Origin of the sequence: Asanoa ferruginea, from assembly GCF_003387075.1 — a bacterium.
Classification (GTDB): Bacteria; Actinomycetota; Actinomycetes; order Mycobacteriales; family Micromonosporaceae; genus Asanoa; species Asanoa ferruginea.
The window spans coordinates 1,753,765-1,779,170 of the sequence record NZ_QUMQ01000001.1 but is presented as its reverse complement, the minus strand read 5'-3'; the positions used below and the strand labels follow the sequence as shown (position 1 = coordinate 1,779,170).

The following is a 25,406-nucleotide window of genomic DNA, read 5'->3' as shown; positions in this document are numbered from 1 at the left end:
CAGGCTATCGAGCCGGCCCGGCGCGTACCCCGGACTTTCGTGAACCGAGTTCCTAACTGGACGCCGCGGCGCGGAGCTGCTCGCCTACCTGCTCGCAGATGTTGGCGCCGTACTCGTACCCCTTGTTGATCTCGTATTTGGCCATCACGCCGATCACCCAGCCGTCGCCGATGGCCATGCAGCTCACGTGGTATTCCTGCTCGGCCTGCCGGTCGACCCAGCCGTTCTTGATGGCGATCTTCTTCTGCTCGGCCGCCGGGAACGCCTTGCGCATGCCGAAGTCGCCCGTGCCGCGCACGGCGCGCATCTGGTCGAGCAGGTAGTTGGTCCATTTCGGGCCGGCCGCGGTGCCGTTGGCGATGCAGGCGCCGAGCCGGGTGATGTCGGCGGGGGAGAGCAGCGTGCGGCTCCAGCCGCCGTCGGCCGCGACCTTGCTGTCCTTCAGCTTGCACATCGAGATCAGCCGCTTGATCGCCGGAGCACCGCCGTCGGCCTCGTAGAGCGACTGCGCGGCCTCGTTGTTGCTGTCCCGGATCATCGTCTCGACCTGGGCCATCCGCGCCGCGCTGGGTTCCTTGCCCTGCTCGGCCGAGCGGCGCAGGTAGTCGGCGCCGATCCACGACTTGATCAGCGAGGCGGTGGTGCTCAGGTCGCTGCGGTCGGCCGGACCGGACATTTTTCCGGTACGGGTGTCCAGCAGCGCCCACGAGTACCAGCCGGTGTGGTCGATCTGCACGTCGGTGGCCGCGACCGGGAGCGGCTTGAGCGCCGGCTTCGGCTTGGCCGCCGGCGGGGTGGTCGGCGTTGAGCCGTCGCCGTCGGCGTCGGGATCTCCGGTGGCGCCGGTCAGACCGGGCTGGCTCTCCCAGCGCGCCGCGGCCTTGGCGGCCAGCGGCGAACCGGGCCACAGCCGCAGGCCCGCGACGCCCAGGGCGGCGATAACGACGATGAATGCGATCAGCGTGGTGGCGCGCCGGGCTCGGCGCCGCCTGGGTGGGTTAGTCAAAGCTCAGCCTTGGGTGCTGCCGGAGGAGGGGACGCGCAGCGCTGCGCCGACCTTGGGGGTGACCAACTGCGTCGCCGTGTCCTGGCACACCTTGGCGCCGACGGACAGTGGCTGCGAAGAGGGGTAACGGGTCTGCACGGCGAGGATCCACGACTTGCTGATCGCCATGCAACTGATGTGCCAGTCGCCGTCGTAGACAAGCTGGGTCCAGCCGTTCTTGATGCTGATGGGGCCCTGCTTGGCGGTGATCTCCTTGGGCAGGCCGTCGATGATCCCCCAGCGGCCGCCGCCGTAGGTGGTGTGCTGGTCCCCGACGGAGCCGCGCACCTTGCTCATCTCGCTCAGCACCAGCGGCGTGTATTTCTTGCCGGCCGCCTTGCCGGACTGGATGCAGTTGCCGAGCCGGGTCACGTCTTGCGCGGACATCTCGGTGAAGCTCCACCAGCCGACATACCCGGGGACCTTGCCGAGGTGCGTGTTCTTCAGCCCGCAAACGCTGATCATGCGTTTGGTCTGCGCGGTCCCGCCGCCCATTTTGTTGATCATGCCGGCGTCGTCGTCGTTGCTGTCGCGGATCGCCCGCTGGATCGATGCCTGCACGGTCTTGCTGAGGGGCTGGCCCTCCTCGTCGATCTGGCGCAGATAGTCGGAGACGATCCAGGTCTTGATCATTGACTCGGTCGAGCTGGTCTGGGTCGCGCTGTTCTTCGAGCCGGAGATCTTGCCGGTCTTGAGATCCATCAGGGCCCACGAGTAAAAGCCGTCGACCTTGACGGAGACCGGAGCCGCGGCGAGCGTCGGCTGGGGTGGTTCGACCACCTTTGGGGGGATCGTCGGTGCGGTGCCGGCCGCTGCGGCGGTGGCTTCACTGCTGGCGCCGCCACTGCTGTCGCTGAGCTTGGCGTATGCGGCAGGCACCAGGAGCACGCCGCCGAGAAGCAGAGCGGCGAGGGCGAGCACCATAACCACGCGAGGACGCATGAGGGGTGATCTCCGGTTGTTTTCAGGCCGGGGGTGGCTCTCGGTAATGGATCGCAGGGGTGGCGATCTACCGCTTCGAAGTCTACGGCGCTCGGTAACGCGATAGCACGGGTGGAATTTCCGGAAGCAGCCCGAGATCGTCCGGTTTTCGCCCCATTCCCCGTTCCAGTTAAGGAAATCTTAGGTCTGCGCGTGACGCAGTTCATTGTCCATAGTGGATGTCTTTATGAGCGGACGGCATAGATCCGATTACTCAGCGTTAAGCCGCGCCACGGGTTTGTTACAGATGCTGGCTTGTGTGTCGAGAAGCTGTAACACTGTGGGGGTGTACGGGAATGACTTCGCCGGCCCGGATGCCGGGTCCGACGGTGGTCTCCTCGGACAGGTCGAGGCCGCCGAAGCGGCGCTGCGCGCCGCCGCGCTCCATGGTCGGGTCGAAGGCGACCCGGCAGCCCTCCAGGACTACTTCGACGCGGTGATCGCGGCCGACCAGAAGATCGAGCCACGCGACTGGATGCCCGACGCCTACCGGCGCGGGCTGGTCCGGCAGATCGCGCAGCACGCCCACTCCGAGATCATCGGAATGCAGCCGGAAGGAAGCTGGATCACCCGCGCGCCCTCGCTCAAACGCAAGGCGATCCTGCTCGCCAAGGTGCAAGACGAGGCGGGGCACGGCCTTTATCTCTACGCGGCCGCCGAGACCCTCGGCGTGACCCGCGAAGAGCTGGTCGGGCTGCTCCTCGACGGCCGGCAGAAATACAGCTCGATCTTCAACTACCCGACGCTGACCTGGGCCGACATCGGCGCGATCGGCTGGCTCGTCGACGGCGCGGCGATCGTCAACCAGGTGCCGCTCTGCCGCTGCTCCTACGGCCCCTACGCTCGCGCGATGATCAGGATCTGCAAGGAGGAGTCCTTCCACCAGCGGCAGGGCTACGAGATCCTGCACACGCTGTCGCACGGCACCGCGGCCCAACACGAGATGGCCCAGGACGCGATCGACCGCTGGTGGTACCCGTCGCTGGCCATGTTCGGCCCGCCGGACACCGACTCCACCCACTCCGAGCAGTCGATGGCCTGGAAGATCAAGCGGTTCTCCAACGACGAGTTGCGGCAGCGCTTCGTCGACATGTGCGTCCAGCAGGCCGGCGTGCTCGGCCTGCGGATCCCCGACCCCGACCTGCGCTGGAACGACGAGCGCCAGGCACACGACTTCAGCGCGCCTGACTTCGACGAGCTGATGCGAGTGATCAAGGGTGACGGCCCCTGCAACACCGAACGGATGGCCTACCGCCGCCGGGCCCACACCGAAGGCGCCTGGGTACGCGAGGCGGCCGCGGCCTATGCCGCCAAGCGACGGGAAGCGGTGGTGGCCGTATGAGCGGAGAGCCGTTGTTCGAGGTGTTCGTGCGCCCCAGGCGGGGTTTGTCGCACACCCACGTGGGCAGCCTGCACGCGCCAGACGCCGAGTTGGCCCTGCGCAACGCCCGCGACCTCTACACCCGGCGGGAAGAAGGCGTCTCGATCTGGGTGGTCCCGGCCACCGCGATCACCGCGTCGAGCCCCGACGAGAAGGACGCCTTCTTCGACCCGGCCGCCGACAAGGTCTACCGCCACCCCACCTTCTACGACGTCCCCGACGGAGCGAAGCACCTGTGACCACGGTCGACTACGTCCTTCGACTCGGCGATGACGCTCTCGTCACCGCCCAGCGGTTCGGTGCCTGGTATGCCGCCGGACCGGAGATGGAGGAAGACGTCGCGCTCGCCAACATCGCGCTCGACCAACTCGGCGCGGCGCGACTGCTGCTCACCTACGCGGGCGAGCTCGAGGGCGCGGGCCGCGACGAAGACGCGCTGGCCTACCAGCGCGACGCCGCCGCGTTCCGCAACTGCCGGCTGGTCGAGCAGCCCGAGCCCGACTTCGGCGTGGTGATCGCCAAGCTGCTGCTGCTCTCGGCGTTCCAGCTCCCGCTCTACGACGCCCTCGCGGGCGCCGGCGACGAACGGCTCGCCGCCATCGCCGGCAAGGCGCGCAAAGAGTCCGCCTACCACCTCGACCACAGCACTCTGTGGACACTGCGGCTGGGCGACGGCACCGGCGAGTCACACCAACGCATGCAGGCGGCGATCGACGGCCTCTGGCCCTACACCGGCGGCCTGTTCGTGGGCGAGGGCGGCCCGGTCGCGTTCGCCGACCTGCGCACGCACTGGTCGTCCACTGTGGAAGAGGTGCTGACGCGGGCCACACTGACCGTGCCGGAGACGGTCGCCGAGCCGACCGGCGAGCGCAAGCACCTGGTCGAGCTGCTCGCCGAGATGCAGGAGCTGCACCGGGCCCATCCAGGAGCCCGCTGGTGACCGCGCGCGAGGCGGTGGCCACGGTCGTCGACCCGGAGCTGCGCGTCGTCACCATCGCCGAGCTGGGCATCCTGCGCGACGTCGAGACCGACGACCGCGGGCACGTCACAGTGACCATCACGCCGACCTACACCGGCTGCCCGGCGATGGACGTGATCCGGGAGGACATCGGCGCCGCACTGCGGGCCGCCGGGCACGCCGACCACAATGTACAGACGGTGTTCGCACCAGCTTGGTCCACGGACTGGATCTCGCCCGAAGGGAGGGCTAAGCTGGCCGCAGCCGGCATCGCCCCACCCGGCCCGAGCAAGTCCGTCACTCTCACCATCGCGGTGCGGTGCACGCACTGCGGCTCGCCCGAAACCGAGCAGCTCAGCCGTTTCGGCTCCACGGCGTGCAAGGCGCTGTGGCGCTGTCGCACGTGCGGCGAGCCGTTCGACGCGATCAAGGCCTACTGACGTGAGCGTCACGATCAGCCGGCCGACGCGCCGGCGCCCGGTGTTCCATCCGCTTGCTGTCACAGCGATCGACCGGCTCACCGACGACGCCGTCGCGATTACCTTCGCCGTGCCCGTCGAGCTGCGCGAGCAGTTCGCCTTCCGGGCCGGCCAGCACCTCACCGTGCGCAAGGTCGACGACGACGCCCGCCGGTCCTACTCCATCTGCTCGACGCCCTCGTCCCTCGAACGCGACGGGCTGCTCCGGATCGGCGTCAAGGAGATCCCCGGCGGCGCTTTCTCCAGCTACGCCGCCAGTGCCCTGCGCCGCGGCGACGCGATCGACGTGATGCCACCGCTGGGCAAGTTCACCTCACCGTTCGAGCCGGGCCGGCAGCGGCACTACGGCGCGATCGCCGCCGGCTCCGGGATCACCCCGGTGCTGTCGCTCGTCGCAACCGCTTTGGCGGTCGAAGAACAGAGCCAATTCACGCTGGTGTACGGCAACCGCTTCGCCCGCAGCGTGATGTTCGCCGACGAGCTCGGCGACCTCAAGGACCGCTACGCCGCCCGGCTGCACGTCGTGCACGTGCTCTCTCAGGAGCCCGGGGAGTCGGAGCTGCTCTCCGGCCGGATCGACGCCGACCGGCTGGCCCGCCTGCTCGACTCGCTCGTGCCGGCCGACCAGGTCGACGAGTGGTTCCTGTGCGGCCCCTACGGCCTGGTCACCGACGCCCGCAACGTGCTCGCCGGCCGCGGCGTGTCGGCCGTGCACACCGAGCTGTTCCACGTCGACGACGTGCCCGACCCGCCGCGCCGCCCCAGCACGGCCGACGACGCCGCACCGGTCGAGGTCTCGGTGCTGCTCGACGGCCGCGTCTCCACCCTCCGGATGCGCCGCGACGAACGGGTCCTCGACGCCGCGCTGCGGGTCCGGTCCGAGCTGCCCTTTGCCTGCAAGGGCGGGGTCTGCTCGACCTGCCGCGCCCGGATCGTCGAGGGCGAGGTCACGATGGCCCGCAACTACGCGCTCGAGCCCGACGAGGTCGCCCGCGGCTACGTGCTGACCTGCCAGTCGAGCCCAGTCACCGACAAGCTGGTCGTCGACTACGACGGCTGATCGTCTTCGCCCAGCTCGCGGTAGACCGGGCGGAGCAGGTCGACCAGCGGGATGTGCCGCACCCGCACCGGCGGTGGATCGAGCACCCGCAACAGCAGTTCCGGCGGCGCGGCCGGCCCACCCGGCAGCTCCTTGAGCCGGGCCAGCGACGTGCCCGAGCTGTAGAAGTCGGCCAACCGCAGCGGCGCGTCCGGCACGTGCAGCGGATCGACCGGCTCGTCGTCGACGGCCGCGCCGCGCAACGCGCCGAGCAGTTCGTCGCGGCTGCGCCCGCGCCAGGCCAGCACCAGGAACGGGTCGTCGTCGAAGGCCTCGGCGAGCAGGTAGAGCACCGCGGAGAGGTGCTTGCACGGAAAGCCCCAGTCGGGGCAGGAGCAGCGCATGTCGAACTCGGCCGGGAACAGCGGCAGGCCGAGCTCGTCGAACACGGCGACGATCTGGGTCGGCATCTCACCGGCGAGCAGCTTGGCCCGGAACACCGCCTGGCCGGCGAGCGATCGTTCGACCCGCGCCCAGGCTTCCTCGTCGTACCGCGGAATGTTGATCTCGATCTGGTAGGGCTCGGTGCGCGAGCCCTGCACCCGCGCGTGCACCTGGCCCGGTTCGAGGTCGAGGTTGAGCACCTGGCCGGCCCGCGCGTAACGGCGGCCCCGGTCGAGCCGCCCCTTGTCGCAGATCCCTTCGAGGATGTCGATGAACCGGCGCGACCACCACTCCTCACCGATCCGGCCGCGCTTCGAGCGGGCCTTGATGCCACCCTCGACCTTGATCGTCTTGCCGCCCTCGAACCAGCCGTCGGGACCGATCGGCATCAGCCCACCGCCTTCGGGTCGAGCGCGAACAGGTCACGCAACTCGTCGGTGGACAGCTCGGTCAGCCACTCCTCGCCGGTGCCGACCACGCTCTGCGCCAAAGCCTTCTTCCGCTCGATCATCTCGTCGACCCGCTCCTCGATGGTGCCGGTGCAGATGAACTTGCGGACCTGCACGTTGCGCGCCTGCCCGATCCGGTAGGCGCGGTCGGTGGCCTGGTCCTCGACGGCCGGGTTCCACCACCGGTCGACGTGGATGACATGGTTGGCGGCCGTCAGGTTGAGCCCGGTGCCCGCCGCCTTGAGCGACAGCAGGAAAATCATCGGCTCGGGATCGGTCTGGAACCGGTTGACCAACTCGTCCCGGCGCTGCTTCGACAGTCCACCGTGGAGCCACAGGACGGGCCGGTCGAGGTGGGCGGCGAGGTAGGGCTGGAGGAGCGAGCCGAACTCGGCGTACTGCGTGAAGACCAGGCCCTTGTCGCCTTCTTCGATGATCTCCTCGGCGAGCTCCTGCAGCCGGGCCAGCTTCCCGGACCGCCCACTGAGCCGGGAGCCGTCGCGCAACAGCTGCGCCGGATGGTTACAGACCTGCTTGAGCCGGGTCATCGCGGCGAGCACATTCCCCCGCCGCGCGATGCCCTGGCTGGCGCCGATCTTGTTGAGCATGTCGTCGACGACCGCCTGGTAGAGCGCCGCCTGCTCCGGCGTCAGCGGGCACCAGACCTTCATCTCCAACTTCTCCGGCAGGTCGGAGATGATGGTTTTATCGGTCTTCAGTCGCCGCAACACAAAGGGCCCGGTAGCCCGCTTCAAGGCTGCGGCGGCCTCTTCGTCCTGCCGCACCTCGATCGGTTCCTGATAGCGCCGCCGGAAGGTCTTCGCCGGCCCGAGCAGGCCAGGGTTGGCAAAGTCCATGATGGACCAGAGCTCGGCGAGATGGTTCTCGACCGGCGTGCCGGTCAGGGCGAGCCGGGTGCGCGCGGGGATCGCCCGCACGGCTTGCGACTGCCGCGCGGCGGAGTTCTTGATGGCCTGGGCTTCGTCACACACGACCCGTCCCCACTCGACAGCGCGCAGGGCGTCGAGATCCCGCAGCGCGGTGCCGTAGGTGGTGATGACCAGATCGGCGCCGCCAAGCCGGGCGGCGTCCCGGGTCGCCCCGTGGTGCACGTAGACGTCAAGCGAGGGCGCGAACTTCTCGGCTTCCTTGCGCCAGTTACTGACCAACGACATAGGGCAAATCAGCAGCGTCGCCCCGACGTCTGTGGCCTGCTCCCGCTCGGCGAGCAACAACGACAACGTCTGGGCGGTCTTACCGAGTCCCATGTCGTCCGCGAGGACGCCGCCGATGCCGAGGCGGGTCAGGAAGTCGAGCCAGGACAGGCCGCGTTCCTGGTAGGGGCGCAGCGTGCCCTGGAACGCCGCCGGGGTCGGGGTCGGGCGTAGGCGGTGGTCGGCGTCGCCGGAGAGGAGGTCGCCCAGCCAGCCGTCGGCGTCGACCGTGACCAGCGGGAGTTCCTCTTCGCCGCCCGCGGCGACCTGGCCGAGCACCTCGGCGATCGTCATCTCGCCGGAGCGGTGTTGCTCGACCGCCTGGATCGCGGCCGTGAGTTGGCGGTCGTCCAGCTCGACCCAGCGGCCCTTGACCCGCAGCAGCGGCACCTTCAGGCGGGCCAGCGCGTGCAGGTCGTCGGCGCTGATCTCCTCGTCGCCGACCATCAGGTCGACCTTGAAGTCGACGAGTTGGTCGCGGCCGACGCCCTGCGCCGCGAGGCCCTTCCCACTGGCCGCGGGCTTTGCCCGGGTTGTCAGCTTCAGCCCGAGACTCTTGCGGCCCGCCCAGGCCGGCAGTTGCACCCCGTAGCCGGCGGCTTGCAGCAGCGGTGCGGCCTGGCGCAGGAATGTGAATGCCGCGGCGGTGTCCAGGACGCTCTCGGTCGGTCGGGCCTCCCGCAGCGCCTCGTCGAGTGGCGGGAACAGGCGGACCGCGCGGCCGAGTCCGGCCAGCAGCGTTTCGTCCGGGCGCGCGGGCAGGCCGGGCACCCGCTGGCCGGCCCAGATCACCTCGGCGGGTACGTACAACGATGGGTCGTCGACCGACTGGAGTGCGAACTCCAGGTCCCAGCGGTCGGTGGTGGGCAGCGGCTCGACCAGCCGGAAACAGACCCGGACCGGCTCGTTGGCCTGGTGCGCGGCGTCGTGCCAGGCGGAAAGCGCGGTGCGCAGCGCGGCCAGTTCCGGGCGTTGCGTCGCCGTGGCCGTCACGGTCGGGTCCGGCGCGGTCAGCGCGCGCATCCAGCGGTCGGCGACCGGCGCCTTCGGGCCCGGGCGGTGGCCGAGCAGCAGCCGGTCGGGCAGGGACTGCCGGGCGGCGGCGTCAACGAACGCGTCGAGCAGTTCGCGGAGCACCGCGCCGGGTGGCGGCGCACCGGCCGCCCGGAGCGCGGGTGGCATGGCCGCGGCCAGCATCCGGAACGCGGTCGCGTCGCGGCCGGTCAGCACCGGGCGCCAGCGGGCGGCGTTGGTGCCGGCCTCGGTCACGAGTTGGGGTAGCAGCCGGCCGCGGTGCAGCAGGCCGCGCGCGTAGTCGGCCACTACGGCCAGGTAACGCAGATCACCGCCGGCGTCGTCGTCGAGCGCGCCGAGCAGGTCGAACGCGTCGACGGGGTCGACGAGCCGGGCCTGGACCGGCCAGTCGGCCAGGGTCGCGCCATCCGGCGTCTCACCTGAGGCGGGCAACGGGCGACCGTCGGCTGTGGGCAGCGTGAGGGTGAGCGTGACCAGCTCGCCCGGGCCGTCGGGCGGTGCGGTCTCGCCCCACAGGGCCAGCCGTCCGTAGGCCCATACGCCGTGAACCACCTGCACTACGACAAACCCTTCTGCGCGACGCTCGACACTACCCGGGCCGGCGCCGGATCGGCTCGGGCTAGGCTCGGTGCGTGGACAACCGGCGGGAGATCGACGACGTTCTGCAGCGTGGCGCCGACGGCGGTCGGATCACCGCCGAGGAAGCGCTGCTGCTCTACACCGAGGCGCCGTTCCATGCGCTCGGTGAGGCGGCCGACGCGGTGCGCCGGCGGCGTTACCCGGACGGGATCGTCACCTACCTGATCGACCGCAACATCAACTACACCAACGTCTGCGTGACGGCGTGCAAGTTCTGCGCGTTCTTCCGGGCGCCCAAGCACGCCGAGGGCTGGACCCACCCGACCGAGGAGATCCTGCGCCGCTGCGGCGAGGCCGTCGAGCTCGGCGCGACCCAGGTGATGCTCCAGGGCGGCCACCACCCCGACTACGGCGTCGACTACTACGAGGAGCTGTTCGGCGCGGTCAAGGCCGCCTACCCGCAGCTCGTCATTCACTCGATCGGGCCGTCCGAGATCCTGCACATGGCGAAGGTCTCCGGCGTCTCGCTCGACGAGGCGATCTCCCGGATCAAGGCGGCCGGCCTCGACTCGATCGCCGGCGCCGGCGCGGAGATGCTGCCCGACCGGCCGCGGAAGGCGATCGCGCCGCTCAAGGAGTCGGGCGCACGCTGGCTCGAGGTCATGGAGATCGCGCACGGGCAGGGCCTGGAGAGCACCGCGACGATGATGATGGGCACCGGCGAGACCAACGCCGAGCGGATCGAGCACTTGCGGATGATCCGCGACGTGCAGGACCGCACCGGCGGCTTCCGGGCCTTCATCCCGTGGACCTACCAACCCGAGAACAACCACCTCAAGGGGCGTACCCAGGCCACGACGCTGGAGTATCTCCGGCTGATCGCGGTCGCCCGGCTGTTCTTCGAGACGGTCCCGCACCTGCAGGCGTCGTGGCTGACCACCGGTAAGGACGTCGGCCAGCTCGCCCTGCACATGGGTGTCGACGACCTCGGCTCGATCATGCTGGAGGAAAACGTCATCTCGTCGGCCGGTGCGCGGCATCGGTCCAACTTGCACGAGCTGATCTGGATGATCCGGTCCGCCGGCCGGATTCCGGCGCAGCGCGACACGCTCTACAACCACCTGCGGGTGCACCACACGCCGGCCGACGACCCGACCGACGACCGGGTGGTCTCCCACTTCTCGTCGATCGCGTTGCCCGGCGGCGGGGTCGGCGCGCCGCTGCCGCTCGTCGAATCGCGCTGAAAATCGTTTCAGCGGGCCCTTCGGCAACATTTCGGCAACGGTCAGCACACGATTGATACCGGCTGCTAGCGGCTGGTTTTCGAAGGTCGATAGCGTCCCTGACGTCGCCGCAGCACGCGGCACCGGGCATGCCCACGAGACGCCGACCGCTAGGCGGTCGTACATATAGAGCCGAGGCGGGATGGGAAACCATCCCGCCTCGGCGTTTTTCGATCCGATCACGCTCTGGCGCTGCCGCCCGCGGGAAGTTAACGTGCGCTGTTCCCACCTGTCACACAGGTCACACCCGTCTCGTCAACCCCTATGAGGGAGCAGATGAACACGCGCTTGCGCGCCGCGGCTCTCAGCGCCGGTGCCGCTTCCGTTCTCGCGCTCGGCCTGGTCGCCGTCGCCGGGCCGGCATACGCGGCCGGCCCCGATGTCGCCGTCACCCCGATCAGCCTCCACATCGCCAAGGGCGTGAAGGAGGCCAAGGCCAAGCCTTTCCAGGTCGAGTTGCGCAACTTCGGCAGCGGCGGCGCGACCGACGTCTCGGTCAAGGTCGAGCTGTCCAACCTGACGGGAAAGATCGGCTTTGTCCGGCCGGACGGCTGCACCAAGGCCGGCAAGGCCGCTTATGCCTGCCCGATCGGTGACATCGCCGCCGGCCAGGACGTGGTGATCGGCATCCCGCTGTTCAACGCCAACGGCAAGAAGGGCGACGGCGGCTACTTCACCATCACCGCGATCGTCCCGGGCGACAGCAACGACGAGAACAACAGCGCCGACGTCGACGTGACGGTCGAGCCGAAGAGCTACGACCTGACGGTCTGGGCGCAAGACGTCTACGCCGATGTGGTCGCCGACGGCGACGAGGTCGGCGAGGAGACGAAGACCCCGGTGCCGCCGGGCGGCACGGCGCCACTCGACTCGGCGATCTTCAACCACGGCAGCAAGCGCGTGGTCGGCATCGCCTACGCGGTCAAGCTGCCCGAGGGCACGTCGGTCGCGTCCATGCCCGACGGTTGCGTGGCTCGCGAAGACGCCAACGGCATCGTCTGTGAAGACGACGAGGTGGTGCTGAAGCCGGGCGAGGTGCTGCTGCCGGAGATCACCGTCAAGGTCGCCGCCGACGCGCCGGCCGGTGTGCTCGCCGACGGCGTCATCGACGCGACCGCGATCGAGCCGGGTGGGACCGACCCGGAGGAGCCGGGCGACGAGGGCCGGATGGCCACCGAGGGGCAGCGTAAGCAGCTCGTCGATGCCGACCCGATCGACAACCAGGCGCGGTTCGACGTGTTCGTCGGCGCGGCACCGTCGGGCGAGCCGACCACGCCGGCCCCGGGTGAGCCCGCCGCGCCGGGCGAGGGTGGTGGCCTGCCGCTCACCGGCTCGCCGACCGGCCTGATCGCCGGTGTCGGTGCCGCCGTGCTCGTCGCGGGCGTGGTGCTGTTGCTGGCTCTGCGCCGGCGCCGCCGCTTCGTCGCGGAGTAAGAGAGCAACCAAGCGATACTCGGCCCGCTCCCGACCCGGGAGCGGGCCGAACCATAGAGTGGCCCGGTGACGCGCGCCAACCTGGACAAGCAGCCGCACGAAGTCGCCGAGATGTTCGACGGGGTCGCGGAGCGATACGACCTGACCAACACCGTCCTCTCCTTCGGACAGGACAAGGGCTGGCGGCGGGCCACCCGCGCCGCACTCCGCCTCCAGACCGGGCAGAAGGTGCTCGACGTGGGCGCCGGCACCGGTGTCTCCACCGAGGAACTCGCCCGCTCCGGCGCCTACGCGGTCGGTGCCGACCTCTCGATCGGGATGCTCCGGGCCGGCCGGCACAGCCGCCCGTTCGTGCCGCTGCTCGCCGGTGACGCGCTGCAACTGCCGTTCGCCGACGCGACGTTCGACGCGGTGACCATCTCGTTCGCGCTGCGCAACGTCGTCGACACCCGCGCCGCCCTGCGTGAGCTGGCCCGGGTCACGCGGCCCGGCGGCCGGCTGGTGGTCTGTGAGTTCAGCCACCCGACCAACTTCACCTTCCGCACCATCTACCTCTCCTACCTGATGCAGTCACTCCCCGCAGTCGCTCGGCGGGTGTCCAGCAACCCGGACGCCTACGTCTACCTCGCCGAGTCGATCCAGATGTGGCCTAACCAGCGCGATCTTGCGACACGGATTCAGGAGGCCGGATGGACCCAGGTGGGCTGGCGGAATCTCTCCGCGGGGATCGTCGCGCTGCACCGGGCCGTACGCGAATCATGATTTTTCGGATTTGTCGGGTTGGCGAAACGGACATCGATCAACAACTCGCTATCGAGCCCTGGGTTAGGTATACCTAACCGGCCGCCCGCAGTATCCACGGTTCTAGACTCCACCCGATGAGCTTGTGAAGCATTTCACGAGCACCGCGAGGAGCGAAAAAGCCGGGTTCAGAGGGGGAGTCGCAGTGGCCGCCAGCAGCGACAACGACGCCGACGTCATCGTCGTCGGCGCCGGTCCGGGTGGCTCGACGACCGCCTACCACCTGGCGCGACACGGCATCCGCGTGCTGGTGCTGGAGAAGTCGCAGTTCCCGCGCGAGAAGGTCTGCGGCGACGGGCTGACCCCGCGCGCGGTCAAACAGCTCATCAAGATGGGTGTCACGGCCGACGGCTCCTTCGAGGAGCAGGGCTGGCTGCGCAACAAGGGCCTGCGGGTGATCGGCGGCGGCGTCCGGCTCGAGCTCGACTGGCCCGACCTCGCCAGCTTCCCCAACTACGGCCTGGTGCGCACCCGCTTCGACTTCGACGACCTGCTCGCGAAGCAGGCCGTGAAGGCCGGCGCCGACCTGCGCACCGGGGTCACCGTCACCGGCCCGGTCCTCGACGACACCGGCCGCGCGATCGGCGTCGTCGCCGACACCGAGGGCGGCGAGCCGCGCGAGTTCCGCGCCCCGCTGATCATCTCCGCCGACGGCGTCTCGGGCCGCTTCCCGCTCGCACTCGGGCTGGCCAAGCGCGAAGACCGGCCGATCGGGGTGGCCGTGCGGCGCTACTACCACTCGCCGGCCAAGCACGACGACGACTACCTCGAGTCGTGGCTGGAGCTGCGCAGCAAAGAGGGCGGCGACCGGCTGCTGCCCGGCTACGGCTGGATCTTCGGCATGGGCGACGGCCGGGTCAACGTGGGCCTGGGCGTGCTCAACTCGTCGTCCGCGTTCGGCAAGACCAACTACCGCCGGATGCTCACCGAATGGCTCGGCGCGACGCCCGACGACTGGGGCATGAACGACGAGGCCAACGCCGACGGCCCGATCCTCGGCGCGGCGCTGCCGATGGGCTTCAACCGGGTGCCCCATTACACCCGCGGCGTGCTGCTGGTCGGCGACTCCGGCGGCATGGTCAACCCCTTCAACGGCGAGGGCATCGCCTACGCGATGGAGTCCGGCGAGCTCGCCGCGGAGGTCGTCGCGCAGGCGCTCGGCCGCACCGGCCTCGACCGCGAGCGCGCGCTGGCCGCCTACCCCGCCGAGCTGAAAGCCCGCTACGGCGGCTATTACCGGCTCGGCAACATATTCGTCAAGATGATTGGCAACCCGCACATCATGCGGATCGCCACCAAGCACGGGATGCCGCACCCGACGCTGATGCGGTTCGTTCTCAAACTGCTGGCAAACCTGACGGATCCGCGCGGTGGCGACGCGATGGACCGCGTCATCAACGCGATGACCAGGGTCGTGCCAGCCGTGTAAGCAAACGACCCCGGCGGGCGAACGCTCGCACGCGGGTGAATACTCAGACGCTGATTCCCGACAGAGGGCAGGAAAGGACGAGCAGGAGAAGACCATGACGCTCTCGCCGTACGCACCAATCCTGGGGCTGTTCGCCCTGGCTGCCTTCTTCGCGCTGTTCTCCGTCGCGTCGGCCAGGATCGCCGGCCCGCGCCGGTATAACCGGGCCAAGCTCGACGCATACGAGTGCGGCATCGAACCGAGTCCGCAGCCGGTCGGCGGCGGGCGGTTCCCGATCAAGTTCTACCTGACGGCGATGCTCTTCATCGTCTTCGACATCGAAATCATCTTCCTCTACCCGTGGGCCGTGAGCTTCGACGCGCTCGGGCTCTTCGGGTTCGTGGAGATGGTCATGTTCATCGGCACCGTGTTCATCGCCTACGCCTATGTCTGGCGTCGCGGCGGGCTGGACTGGGACTGAAGGGAGGCACGCCAGCATGGGTATCGAAGAGAAACTCCCCGCGGGCGTCCTGCTCACCTCCGTGGAGAAGCTGGTCAACTGGTCCCGCAAGTCGTCGGTCTGGGGCGCCACGTTCGGCCTGGCCTGCTGCGCGATCGAGATGATGGCGGCCGGCGGCCCGCACTACGACCTGGGTCGCTGGGGCATGGAGGTGTTCCGCGCTTCGCCCCGCCAAGCCGACCTGATGATCGTGGCCGGCCGGGTGTCGCAGAAGATGGCACCCGTGCTGCGGCAGATCTACGACCAGATGGCCGAGCCCCGCTGGGTGCTCTCCATGGGCGTCTGCGCGAGCAGCGGCGGCATGTTCAACAACTACGCGATCGTCCAAGGCGTCGACCACGTCGTGCCGGTCGACATGTATCTGCCCGGCTGCCCGCCGCGGCCCGAGATGCTGATCGACGCGATCCTGAAGCTGCGCGAGAAGATCAATCACGAGCCGCTCGGCCCCAACGGGCGCAAGATGCTCGAGCAGCGCAAGGAGCGCGGTGACGTGCCGGTCGTGCCCTACGGCTCGATGCCTTCCTCTTACCGCAACGACAAGGCCCGGCGGGCCGAGTGGACCCAGGCGGTCCGCGAGGGCCGCGAGGAGCAGTTGCGGATCGAAAACTGGATGAAGGAAGAACGGCACCTCCAGGGAGGTGGACGGTGGTGACCACGACGCCCGACAAGGATCCGGTGACCCAGCCGAAGGACCAGGTGCCGCCGAGCGCCAAGCCCGGTGGGGGTGTGCCCGTGCAGGCCACTCCGGTGGGTGCGACGACCGGTGCGCCGGCCGAGCTGCCTCCGTCCTCTGTGGCTGGTCGCGGCATGTTCGGCATCTCCGGCTCCGGTGACACCTCCGGCTTCGGCGGCCTGGTCCGCCGGCGGGTCGGTGGCGGCGGCAGCGAGCGGCCCTACGGCAGCTACTTCGACGAGGTCTACGACTCGCTCGAAGAAGCCTTCCCGGGTCTCGACGACGCCATCGAGAAGGTGGTCGTCGACCGCAACGAGCTGACGCTGCACGTCAAGCCCAAGCGGATCGCCGAGGTCTGCCGCACCATGCGCGACGACGAGTCGCTGCGCTTCGAGCTGTGCTCGTCGGTGTCCGCTGTGGACTATCTCGGTGCCGACGAGCGCCGGCTGCACGTGACCTACCACCTCGCGTCGATGACCTACCGGCGCCGGGTGCGGCTCGAGGTCGCGGTCGGCGTCGAGCACCCGCACGTGCCGTCGGTCACCCACGTCTACCCGACCGCCGACTGGCAGGAGCGGGAAACCTACGACATGTTCGGCGTCATCTTCGACGGCCACCCCGCTCTGACCCGGATCCTCATGCCGGACGACTGGGAAGGCCACCCGCAGCGCAAGGACTACCCGCTCGGCGGGGTCCCGGTCGAATACAAGGGCGCCGAGATCCCCGCGCCGGACCGGCGGAGGAGCTACCAGTGACCACCAACCCGACTTACGCCACCGAGCGCGAGACGTCCGAGGGCAAGGTCTTCACCGTTACCGGCGGCGACTGGGACACCGTTGTCAGCGGCACCGACCCGGTCAGCGACGAACGCATCATCGTCAACATGGGTCCGCAGCACCCGTCGACACACGGCGTGCTGCGGCTGATCCTCGAACTCGAGGGTGAGACGGTCCGCGACCTGCGATCGGTCGTCGGCTACCTGCACACCGGCATCGAGAAGAGCATCGAATACCGCAACTGGGTGCAGGGCACGACGTTCGTGACCCGGATGGACTACCTCTCGCCGATCTTCAACGAGACCGCCTACAGCCTCGCGGTGGAGAAGCTGCTCGGGATCGAAGACCAGATCACCGAGCGGGCCACCACCATCCGGGTGCTGATGATGGAGCTCAACCGGATCTCGTCGCACCTGGTCTGGCTGGCCACCACCGGCATGGAGCTGGGCGCCATCTCGATCATGTTGTACGGCTTCCGCGAGCGCGAATACATCCTCGAGATCTTCGAGATGGTCTCCGGCCTGCGGATGAACATGGCCTACGTGCGACCGGGCGGCGTGGCGCAAGACGTGCCGGACAGCGCGGTCAAGAAGATCCGCGAGTTCCTCACCATGATGCCCAAGCGGCTCAAGGAGTATGAGGACCTGCTCTCCGGCCAGCCGATCTGGACCGAGCGCACCCAGGGCGTCGCGGTGCTCGACGTGACCGCCTGCGTCGCGCTCGGTGTCACCGGCCCGGTGCTGCGGTCGGCCGGCCTGCCGTGGGACCTGCGCAAGACGATGCCCTACTGCGGCTACGACACCTACGAGTTCGACGTGCCGACCTCGAACGACGCCGACGTGTGGGGTCGCTACCAGGTCCGGCTCGCCGAGATCCGCGAGTCGCTCAAGCTGATCGAGCAGTGCCTCGACCGGCTCCGGCCCGGCCCGATCATGGTGCACGACAAGAAGATCGCCTGGCCGGCGCAGCTCGCGATCGGCACCGACGGCCTCGGCAACTCGCTGGAGCACGTCGCCAAGATCATGGGTCAGTCGATGGAGTCGCTGATCCACCACTTCAAGCTCGTCACCGAAGGCTTCCGGGTGCCGCCCGGCCAGGTCTACGTGGCGATCGAGGGCCCGCGCGGGGAGTTGGGCGCCCACGCGGTGTCCGACGGCGGCACCCGGCCCTACCGGGTGCACTTCCGCGAGCCCAGCTTCGTGAACCTGCAAGCGCTTCCAGCGATGGCGGAGGGCGGCCTGATCGCCGACGTCATCGCCGGCGGCGCCTCGCTGGACCCGGTGATGGGTGGGTGTGACCGATGACGACGCCAACGACGGTCTTCGACGAGGAGATCCGGCAGCGGGCCCGGGAGATCCTGGCCCGTTACCCGGCCGACCGCGCCCGGTCCGCCCTGCTCCCGCTGCTGCACCTGGTGCAGTCGGTCGAGGGGCACGTCTCCCCGGCCGGCGTGGAGTTCTGCGCCGAGGTCCTGGGCATCAACAAGGCCCAGGTGGGCGCCGTCGCGTCGTTCTACACGATGTACAAGCGTCGCCCGACCGGTGACTTCCTGGTCAGCGTCTGCACCAACACGATGTGCAACGTGCTCGGCGGCCAGCAGGTCTACGACACGGTCAGCGAGCACCTCGGCGTCGGCCACGACGAGACCACTGCCGACGGCACGATCACGCTCGAGCACGCCGAGTGCCTGGCGGCCTGCGACTACGGCCCGGTCGTGACCGTCAACTACGACTTCTTCGACAACGTGACACCGGAGAGCACCGTCGAGCTGGTCGAGGAGCTGCGCCGGGGCAACCGCCCGCAGCCCAGCCGCGGCGCCCGGCTCTGCACGCTCAAGGAGATGTCGCTGCAGCTCGCCGGCTTCCCGGACACCCGGGCCGAGGCGGTCGCCGACGGCGTCGCGGGCGACCCGACGCTGCGCGGCCTCCAGCTCGCGCAGCAGCACGGCATCGCGGTGGCCGGCTTCGACCCGGACACCCCGATCAAGAAGAAAGACGACGCGGGCGCGGCGAAGCCGGCGGCGCAGGCAGGTTCGGCGGCCAACAAGCCGGCCAGCGACGCCAAGCCGGCCGGCGACGCGTCGAAGCCGCAGGAGAGCAACCTCCGCGGCGCCAAGGAGGCGAACAAGTGACCACCACTCCTCGGCGGGAAGTTCTCGAGAAGCTCACCCCGGTCCTGACCAAGCGCTGGCTCTCGCCGGAGGCCTGGACGCTGAAGACCTACGAGCAGCTCGACGGCTACGCGGCGCTCAAGAAGGCGCTCAAGGCCCACCCCGACGACCTGATCCAGCTCATCAAGGACTCGGGCCTGCGCGGGCGCGGCGGCGCCGGCTTCCCGACCGGCCTCAAGTGGGGCTTCATCCCGCAGGGCGACGGCAAGCCGCACTACCTCGTCGTCAACGCCGACGAGGGCGAGCCGGGCACCTGCAAAGACCTGCCGCTGATGACCCACGACCCGCACTCGCTGATCGAGGGCGTGATCATCGCCAGCTACGCGATCCGCGCCGAGCGGGCCTACATCTACATCCGTGGCGAGGCCGTGCACGCCGCGCGCCGGCTGCGCAACGCGGTGGTCGAGGCCTACGACAAGGGCTACATCGGCCGCGACATCCTCGGCTCGGGCTACAACCTCGACGTCGTCGTGCACAGCGGCGCCGGCGCCTACATCTGCGGCGAAGAGACCGCGCTGCTCGACTCGCTCGAGGGGTTCCGCGGCCAGCCGCGGCTGCGCCCGCCGTTCCCGGCGACGCACGGCCTCTACGCCTCGCCGACGGTGGTCAACAACGTCGGCACCATCTCCAGCGTGCCCTACATCGTGCTGGGCGGGGCCGACTGGTGGCGGTCGATGGGCACCGAGAAGTCGTCGGGCCCGATGATCTACTCGCTGTCCGGCCGGATCAACAACCCGGGCCAGTTCGAGTGCTCGATGGGCATCACGCTGCGCGAGCTGATCGAGCTGGCCGGCGGCATGCAGCCCGGCCACCAGCTCCGCTTCTGGACCCCGGGCGGCTCGTCGACCCCGCTGCTGACGGCCGACCACCTGGACGTGCCGCTCGACTTCGAGGGCGTGGCGGGTGCCGGCAGCATCCTGGGCACCACGGCGACGCAGATCTTCTCCGACCAGGACTGCCCGGTCTACGCGACCTACCGGTGGCTCGAGTTCTATCACCACGAGTCGTGCGGCAAGTGCACACCGTGCCGCGAGGGCAACTACTGGATGGTCCGGGTCTACCAGCGGATCCTGTCCGGCCAGGGCACCCACGAAGATCTCGACACGCTGCTCGACACCTGTGACAACATCCTGGGCCGGTCCTTCTGCGGCCTGGGCGACGGCGCGACGAGCCCGGTGACGTCCTCGTTGCAGTACTTCAAGCAGGACTACCTCGACTACATCGAGGGCCGGACGGCTCCGCGGCTGTCCGACAAGGCTCTCGTGGGGGCGCACTGATGACCGACGTAGCGAAGAAGGCCGACGAGGTCACCCTGACCATCGACGGCGTCGAGGTGACCGCGCCGAAGGGCACGCTGCTGATCCGGGTTGCCGAGCAACTCGGCATCGCGATCCCGCGGTTCTGCGACCACCCACTGCTGGCGCCCGCGGGCGCCTGCCGGCAGTGCCTGGTCGAGGTCGAGGGGCAGCGCAAGCCGGTCGCCTCGTGCACCCAGGCGGTCGCCGACGGCATGGTGGTCAAGACCCAGCTCAGCTCCCCGGTCGCCAAGAAGGCGCAAGAGGGCATCATGGAGCTGCTCCTGATCAACCACCCGCTCGACTGCCCGATGTGCGACAAGGGCGGCGAGTGCCCGCTCCAGAACCAGGCGATGTCGACCGGCCGCGCCGAGACCCGGTTCCACGAGCACAAGCGCGAATACCCGAAGCCGATCAACATCTCCTCGCAGGTGCTGCTCGACCGCGAGCGGTGCGTGCTCTGCCAGCGCTGCACCCGGTTCTCGGAGGAGATCGCCGGCGACAAGTTCATCGACCTGATGAACAGAAGCAGCAACGAAGAGATCAACGTCTACCGCGACGAGGTGTACGACGGTGACGCCGGCGACGATTCCGCCGGTGACGTGCCGTTCAACTCCTACTTCAGCGGCAACACGGTGCAGATCTGCCCGGTCGGCGCACTGACCGGCGCGCAATACCGGTTCCGCTCCCGCCCGTTCGATCTCGTGTCGAGCCCGTCGGTCTGCGAGCACTGCTCCGCTGGTTGCGCGCAGCGCACCGACCACCGCCGCGGCAAGGTGCTGCGCCGGCTGGCCGGCGACGACCCGGCCGTCAACGAAGAGTGGAACTGCGACAAGGGCCGCTGGGGCTTCCGCTACGCGACCGCCACCGACCGGCTGACCACCCCGCTCGTCCGCGACGCCGACACCGGTGAGCTGCGCGAGGCGTCCTGGAGCGAGGCGCTCAGCGTCGCCGCCGAGGGGCTGCGCGCGGCCCGCGACGGTGCGCACGGGGTCGGCGTGCTGACCGGCGGCCGGCTTACCGTCGAAGACGCCTACGCCTACGCCAAGTTCGCCCGCGTCGCCCTTGGCACCAACGACATCGACTTCCGGGCCCGGCCGCAGTCGGCCGAGGAGACCGAGTTCCTGGCCTCCTCCGTGGTCGGCACCACCGAGGTCACCTACGCCGACGTCGACAAGGCGCCGGCCGTGGTCATCGTCGGTCTGGAGCCGGAAGAAGAGGCGCCGATCCTCTTCCTCCGCCTGCGCAAGCAGTTCACCAAGCGCAAGCTGCCGATCTACGCCCTCTCGCCCTACGTGACCCGCGGGCTGGAGAAGCTCGGCGCCAAGGTCGCGCGGATCATCCCGGGCGAGGAGGCCCGCGTGCTCGCCGAGCACGACGTGGTCGCCGAGGCGCTCAAGGCGCCGGGTGCGCTGCTGCTCGTCGGTGAGCGGCTCGCCTCGGTGCCCGGTGGCCTGTCGGCCGCCGCGGCGCTGGCGGCGCGCACCGGCGCGAAGCTGGCCTGGGTGCCGCGGCGCGCGGGTGACCGCGGTGCCGTCGACGCCGGCTGCCTGCCCAACCTGCTCCCGGGCGGCCGCCTCACCACCGACGCGGCGGCGCGGGCCGAGCTGGCCGGCGCCTGGGACCTGGCGGCCGGGGTCATCCCGAGCCAGCCCGGCCGCGACACCGACGCGATGATCGTGGCGGCCGCCGGCGGCCGGCTCGGCGCCCTCGTGGTCGCCGGCGTCGACCCCGCCGACCTGACCGACCCGCGGCTGGCCGAGCAGGCCCTCGACACGGTGCCGTTCCTGGTCAGCCTCGAGGTCCGGCGCAGCGCGGTCAGCCGCCGCGCCAACGTGGTCTTCCCGGTCGCTCCGGTCGCCGAGAAGGCGGGCAGCTTCCTCGACTGGGAGGGCCGGCTGCGCACCTTCGAGACGGTGCTGCACACCGACGCGATGAACGACGGCCGGGTGCTCGACGCGCTCGCCGCCGCCCTCGACGTCACGCTCGGCACCGGCGACGTCAACATCGTCCGCCGCGAGCTGGGCAGCCTGCCGGTGACCCGGGCCGACCGCCCGCAGGCGCCGGCGCACGAGCCGGCCGACGTGGTCGAGCCGGCCGAGGGCGAGGCGGTGCTGGCGACCTGGCACCAGCTCATCGACCTGGGCAGCCTGCTCGACGGCGACGAGGAGCTGGCCGGCACGGCCCGCCCGCCGGTGGTCCGGCTCGACAAGGCGACCGCCGAGACCATCGGCGTCGCCGACGGTGACGCGGTCACGGTCGGCACGGGCCGCGGCGCGGTCACCCTGCCGGCGATGATCACTGAGATGCCGGCCGGCGTCGTCTGGCTGCCGACCAACTCGCCCGGCGCGACCACCCGGCGGACGCTGGGTGTCACCTCGGGCGCGATCGTCTCGATCTCGGCTGGAGGGGCTCGATGACGCCTGCGGTCTACCTCGCGCAGGACCCGACGCTGTCCGACTTCGGGCACGATCCCTGGTGGATCGCGCTCATCAAGATCGTTGTCGCGTTCGTCTTCGCGGTGCTCGCGACACTGCTCGGCGTGTGGTTCGAGCGGCGCGTCGTCGGCTTCATGCAGGTGCGGCCCGGCCCCAACCAGGTCGGCCCACTCGGCCTGCTCCAGACGCTGGCCGACGGCCTGAAGATGGCCTTCAAGGAAGACATCCTCCCGAAGGCCGCCGACAAGGTCGTCTACTTCTTCGCGCCGACCATCTCGGTCATCTGCGCGGTGACCGCGCTGGCCGTCATCCCGTTCGGCCCGATGGTGAGCATGTTCGGCCACCAGACGCCGCTTCAGGTCACCGACGTGCCGGTGGCGGTGCTGGTGATCCTGGCCGCGTCGTCGATGGGCATCTACGGCATCGTGCTCGGCGGCTGGGCCTCCGGCTCGACCTACCCGCTGCTCGGTGGCCTGCGGTCGAGTGCCCAGATGATCTCGTACGAGGTCGCCATGGGTCTGTCGATCGTCGCGGTCTTCATGACCGCCGGCACCATGTCGACCAGTGGCATCGTGGCCGCGCAGGCCGGCAGCGACCGCAGCGTCTCGCTCGGCGGCTTCGACCTGTTCGCGCCGGGCTGGTACGCCATCCTGCTGCTGCCCAGCTTCATCATCTACGCGATCTCCGCCGTCGGTGAGACCAACCGCGCGCCGTTCGACCTGCCCGAGGCGGAGTCCGAACTGGTCGCCGGCTTCATGACCGAATACAGCTCGCTCAAGTTCGCGCTGTTCATGCTCGCCGAATACGTCAACATGGTGACCGTCTCCGCGGTCGCCACGACGCTGTTCCTCGGTGGGTGGCGAGCGCCCTGGCCGATCAGCATCTGGTCCGGTGCCAACGAGGGTTGGTTCGGCCTGATCTGGTTCTTCGCCAAGGTGATCCTGCTGGTCTTCGTCTTCGTCTGGCTCCGCGGCACGCTGCCCCGGCTGCGCTACGACCAATTCATGCGGCTCGGCTGGCGGGTGCTGCTGCCGATCAACCTGGTCTGGATCCTCGCCCTGGCCGGCATCCGGGTGCTCCAGAAGGAAGACAGCCAGGCGGTGCGCTGGAGCATCATCGGCGGCGCCCTGGTCGTCATCCTGCTGATCGCGCTGCTCTGGCCCGACCGCAAGCGGCGGCCCGACGTCACCTTGCAGGAGCAGGTCGACCAGCGGCCGCAGGGCAGCTTCCCGCTCCCGCCGATGGACCTGGTCGTGCCGCCGAGCCCGCGGGCCCGGCGTGGGGTGGCCGAACGACAGCCGGCCAATGTGGGCGGTGGTCCGGCAGCCGTCATCGACGCTACCCCGACCGAAGAGAAGGAAGGCTGAGATGGGCGCCATCACGGGCACGTTCAAGGGCTTCGGCGTCACGTTCTCGCACATGTTCCGCAAGATCGTGACGACGGACTACCCGTTCGAGCCGGCACCGGCGGCACCGCGCTACCACGGCCGCCACATCCTCAACCGGCACCCGGACGGGCTGGAGAAGTGCATCGGGTGCGAGCTGTGCGCCTGGGCCTGCCCCGCCGACGCGATCTACGTCGAGGGTGGCGACAACACCGACGAGCAGCGTTTCTCGCCCGGTGAGCGCTACGCCAGCATCTACCAGATCAACTACGCCCGGTGCATCTTCTGCGGGCTGTGCATCGAGGCGTGCCCGACGCGGTCGCTGACGATGAGCAACGAATACGAGCTCGCCCGCGACTCCCGCCAGGACCTGATCTTCACCAAGGAGCAGCTCCTGGCACCGCTGCTCCAGGGCATGGAGCAGCCGCCGCACCCGATGCGGCTGGGCGAGACCGAGAAGGACTACTACGTCGGCGCGCTCACCAACCCCGGCACCTCGGCCGGCGCGGAGAAGGCGCCGTGGTCCGAGACCGGCACGAAGGACGCGACGGGAGAAGCATCATGACGACTGTCGCGCTCGCGGCGACCGTCACCACCGGCGAGGCGGTCACCTTCTGGGTCCTCGCCCCGCTCGCGCTGCTCGGCGCGATCGGCATGGTGGCGGCGCGCAACGCCGTCCACTCGGCGCTCTTCCTGGTGCTGACCATGCTCTGCCTGGGCGTCTTCTACGTCGTGCAGGCGGGCCCGTTCATCGGCCTGGCGCAGATCATCGTCTACACCGGCGCGATCATGATGCTGTTCCTGTTCGTGCTGATGCTGGTCGGCCGCGACGCGTCCGACTCGCTGATCGAGACACTGCGCGGGCAGCGGGTGGCCGCCATCCTGGTCGGCCTCGGCTTCGCCGGGCTCGTCGGCACGCTGCTGGCCCGCGCGGTCGGCGACACCGACGCGGTCGGCCTGGTCGAGGCCAACCGCAACGGCAACGTGCAGGGCATCGCGGCGCTGCTGTTCACGAACTACGTGTTCGCGTTCGAAGTGACCTCCGCACTGCTGATCACGGCGGCGGTCGGCGCGATGGTGCTGGCGCACATCCACAAGCCGAAGAGCGAGCGGCCGGGCCAGCCCGAGATCATGAAGCAGCGGTTCCGGCCCGGCAACTACCCGGCGCCCGCACCGGGCCCGGGCGTCTACGCCACCTCAGACTCGGTCGCCACGCCGGCGCGCCTGCCAGACGGCTCGCTCAGCGTGCGCAGCATTCCCGAGATCCTCCCGACGCGTGAGCTCAGCCCGCGCGAGACCGCGCCGAAGGGCACCGAGAAATGAACCCGAGCTACTACCTGGTGCTGGCCGGCATCCTGTTCACGATCGGTGCGGTCGGGGTGCTGATCCGCCGCAACGCGATCGTGCTGTTCATGTGCATCGAGCTGATGCTCAACTCGGCCAACCTGGCACTGGTCACGTTCAGCCGGATCAACGGCAATCTCAACGGGCAGATCATCGCGTTCTTCGTCATGGTCGTCGCTGCCGCAGAGGTCGTGGTCGGTCTGGCGATCATCATGACGATCTTCCGCACGCGACGGTCGGCGAGCGTCGACGACGCGAACCTGCTGAAGTACTAG

The 25,406-nt window shown here is 69.5% G+C and carries 24 protein-coding genes; 20 read left to right on the top strand and 4 right to left on the bottom strand.

Features of this window, described 5'->3' with window-relative positions:
• Positions 1-52: 52 nt before the first annotated feature.
• On the bottom strand, positions 53-1,006 hold the full coding sequence (locus DFJ67_RS08645; RefSeq protein WP_239097443.1) for a serine hydrolase: 954 nt from the start codon (positions 1,004-1,006) through the stop codon (positions 53-55).
• A gap of 3 nt (positions 1,007-1,009) precedes the next feature.
• Positions 1,010-1,987: a hypothetical protein gene (locus DFJ67_RS08640; RefSeq protein WP_116067399.1), complete on the bottom strand. Its 978-nt coding sequence runs from the start codon at positions 1,985-1,987 to the stop codon at positions 1,010-1,012.
• A gap of 325 nt (positions 1,988-2,312) precedes the next feature.
• On the opposite strand from DFJ67_RS08640, the gene paaA reads away from it, so the two are divergent.
• From paaA to paaE, 5 genes are read left to right on the top strand one after another with little or no spacing between them, the layout of a single operon-like run.
• Entirely contained in the window at positions 2,313-3,368 is a 1,056-nt protein-coding gene (gene paaA, locus DFJ67_RS08635; protein ID WP_116067398.1) for a 1,2-phenylacetyl-CoA epoxidase subunit PaaA, read from the top strand.
• A complete protein-coding gene (paaB, locus tag DFJ67_RS08630) occupies positions 3,365-3,646 on the top strand; it encodes a 1,2-phenylacetyl-CoA epoxidase subunit PaaB (protein WP_116067397.1) in 282 nt (93 codons plus the stop codon). The genes paaA and paaB overlap by 4 nt, the downstream gene beginning before the upstream one ends.
• Positions 3,643-4,347, top strand: a complete 705-nt coding sequence (gene paaC, locus DFJ67_RS08625; RefSeq protein ID WP_116067396.1) for a 1,2-phenylacetyl-CoA epoxidase subunit PaaC — start codon at positions 3,643-3,645, stop codon at positions 4,345-4,347. The genes paaB and paaC overlap by 4 nt, the downstream gene beginning before the upstream one ends.
• A complete protein-coding gene (paaD, locus tag DFJ67_RS08620; protein WP_116075905.1) occupies positions 4,341-4,805 on the top strand; it encodes a 1,2-phenylacetyl-CoA epoxidase subunit PaaD in 465 nt (154 codons plus the stop codon). Before paaC ends, paaD begins: the two co-directional genes overlap by 7 nt.
• A gap of 1 nt (position 4,806) precedes the next feature.
• Positions 4,807-5,904 carry a 1,2-phenylacetyl-CoA epoxidase subunit PaaE gene (gene paaE / locus DFJ67_RS08615; RefSeq protein WP_116067395.1) on the top strand — a complete coding sequence of 366 codons (1,098 nt, stop codon included), beginning with the start codon at positions 4,807-4,809 and terminating at the stop codon, positions 5,902-5,904.
• Here the strand turns inward: paaE and DFJ67_RS08610 are convergent.
• Complete coding sequence (locus DFJ67_RS08610; protein ID WP_116067394.1) at positions 5,892-6,716, bottom strand: SWIM zinc finger family protein; 825 nt, start codon at positions 6,714-6,716, stop codon at positions 5,892-5,894. The genes paaE and DFJ67_RS08610 overlap by 13 nt on opposite strands.
• Positions 6,716-9,583 (bottom strand): DEAD/DEAH box helicase, encoded by a 2,868-nt coding sequence (locus DFJ67_RS08605; protein WP_116067393.1) that lies wholly within the window; start codon positions 9,581-9,583, stop codon positions 6,716-6,718. The genes DFJ67_RS08610 and DFJ67_RS08605 overlap by 1 nt, the downstream gene beginning before the upstream one ends.
• Positions 9,584-9,657: 74 nt before the next feature.
• Here DFJ67_RS08605 and mqnC point away from each other — a divergent pair, with 74 nt between their 5' ends.
• The 15 genes from mqnC (at position 9,658) to nuoK (ending at position 25,406) form a co-directional block, all read left to right on the top strand.
• Complete coding sequence (gene mqnC, locus DFJ67_RS08600; protein ID WP_116067392.1) at positions 9,658-10,848, top strand: cyclic dehypoxanthinyl futalosine synthase; 1,191 nt, start codon at positions 9,658-9,660, stop codon at positions 10,846-10,848.
• Positions 10,849-11,163: 315 nt separating this feature from the next.
• The gene (locus tag DFJ67_RS08595; RefSeq protein ID WP_170215766.1) at positions 11,164-12,321 is read left to right on the top strand and encodes an LPXTG cell wall anchor domain-containing protein; all 1,158 of its coding nucleotides are present in this window, start codon (positions 11,164-11,166) and stop codon (positions 12,319-12,321) included.
• A gap of 66 nt (positions 12,322-12,387) precedes the next feature.
• A complete protein-coding gene (locus tag DFJ67_RS08590) occupies positions 12,388-13,083 on the top strand; it encodes a demethylmenaquinone methyltransferase (RefSeq protein ID WP_116067390.1) in 696 nt (231 codons plus the stop codon).
• Between the two features lie 184 nt (positions 13,084-13,267).
• A complete protein-coding gene (locus tag DFJ67_RS08585) occupies positions 13,268-14,551 on the top strand; it encodes a geranylgeranyl reductase family protein (RefSeq protein WP_116067389.1) in 1,284 nt (427 codons plus the stop codon).
• A gap of 94 nt (positions 14,552-14,645) precedes the next feature.
• Positions 14,646-15,011 carry an NADH-quinone oxidoreductase subunit A gene (locus DFJ67_RS08580; RefSeq protein WP_116067388.1) on the top strand — a complete coding sequence of 122 codons (366 nt, stop codon included), beginning with the start codon at positions 14,646-14,648 and terminating at the stop codon, positions 15,009-15,011.
• Positions 15,012-15,027: 16 nt separating this feature from the next.
• The gene (locus tag DFJ67_RS08575; protein WP_116067387.1) at positions 15,028-15,702 is read left to right on the top strand and encodes a NuoB/complex I 20 kDa subunit family protein; all 675 of its coding nucleotides are present in this window, start codon (positions 15,028-15,030) and stop codon (positions 15,700-15,702) included.
• A gap of 44 nt (positions 15,703-15,746) precedes the next feature.
• A complete protein-coding gene (locus DFJ67_RS08570) occupies positions 15,747-16,478 on the top strand; it encodes an NADH-quinone oxidoreductase subunit C (protein ID WP_116075902.1) in 732 nt (243 codons plus the stop codon).
• The gene (locus DFJ67_RS08565; RefSeq protein WP_116067386.1) at positions 16,475-17,803 is read left to right on the top strand and encodes an NADH-quinone oxidoreductase subunit D; all 1,329 of its coding nucleotides are present in this window, start codon (positions 16,475-16,477) and stop codon (positions 17,801-17,803) included. Before DFJ67_RS08570 ends, DFJ67_RS08565 begins: the two co-directional genes overlap by 4 nt.
• Positions 17,800-18,630 (top strand): NADH-quinone oxidoreductase subunit NuoE, encoded by an 831-nt coding sequence (nuoE, locus tag DFJ67_RS08560; protein WP_116067385.1) that lies wholly within the window; start codon positions 17,800-17,802, stop codon positions 18,628-18,630. The genes DFJ67_RS08565 and nuoE overlap by 4 nt, the downstream gene beginning before the upstream one ends.
• The gene (gene nuoF / locus DFJ67_RS08555) at positions 18,627-19,946 is read left to right on the top strand and encodes an NADH-quinone oxidoreductase subunit NuoF (protein WP_116067384.1); all 1,320 of its coding nucleotides are present in this window, start codon (positions 18,627-18,629) and stop codon (positions 19,944-19,946) included. The genes nuoE and nuoF overlap by 4 nt, the downstream gene beginning before the upstream one ends.
• Positions 19,946-22,384 (top strand): NADH-quinone oxidoreductase subunit G, encoded by a 2,439-nt coding sequence (locus tag DFJ67_RS08550; protein WP_116067383.1) that lies wholly within the window; start codon positions 19,946-19,948, stop codon positions 22,382-22,384. Before nuoF ends, DFJ67_RS08550 begins: the two co-directional genes overlap by 1 nt.
• Entirely contained in the window at positions 22,381-23,769 is a 1,389-nt protein-coding gene (nuoH, locus tag DFJ67_RS08545; protein ID WP_116067382.1) for an NADH-quinone oxidoreductase subunit NuoH, read from the top strand. Before DFJ67_RS08550 ends, nuoH begins: the two co-directional genes overlap by 4 nt.
• 1 nt (position 23,770) lies before the next feature.
• A complete protein-coding gene (nuoI, locus tag DFJ67_RS08540; protein ID WP_116067381.1) occupies positions 23,771-24,352 on the top strand; it encodes an NADH-quinone oxidoreductase subunit NuoI in 582 nt (193 codons plus the stop codon).
• Positions 24,349-25,110, top strand: a complete 762-nt coding sequence (locus DFJ67_RS08535) for an NADH-quinone oxidoreductase subunit J (RefSeq protein WP_116067380.1) — start codon at positions 24,349-24,351, stop codon at positions 25,108-25,110. The genes nuoI and DFJ67_RS08535 overlap by 4 nt, the downstream gene beginning before the upstream one ends.
• Positions 25,107-25,406, top strand: coding sequence for an NADH-quinone oxidoreductase subunit NuoK (gene nuoK, locus DFJ67_RS08530; RefSeq protein WP_116067379.1), 300 nt, complete (start codon positions 25,107-25,109; stop codon positions 25,404-25,406). Before DFJ67_RS08535 ends, nuoK begins: the two co-directional genes overlap by 4 nt.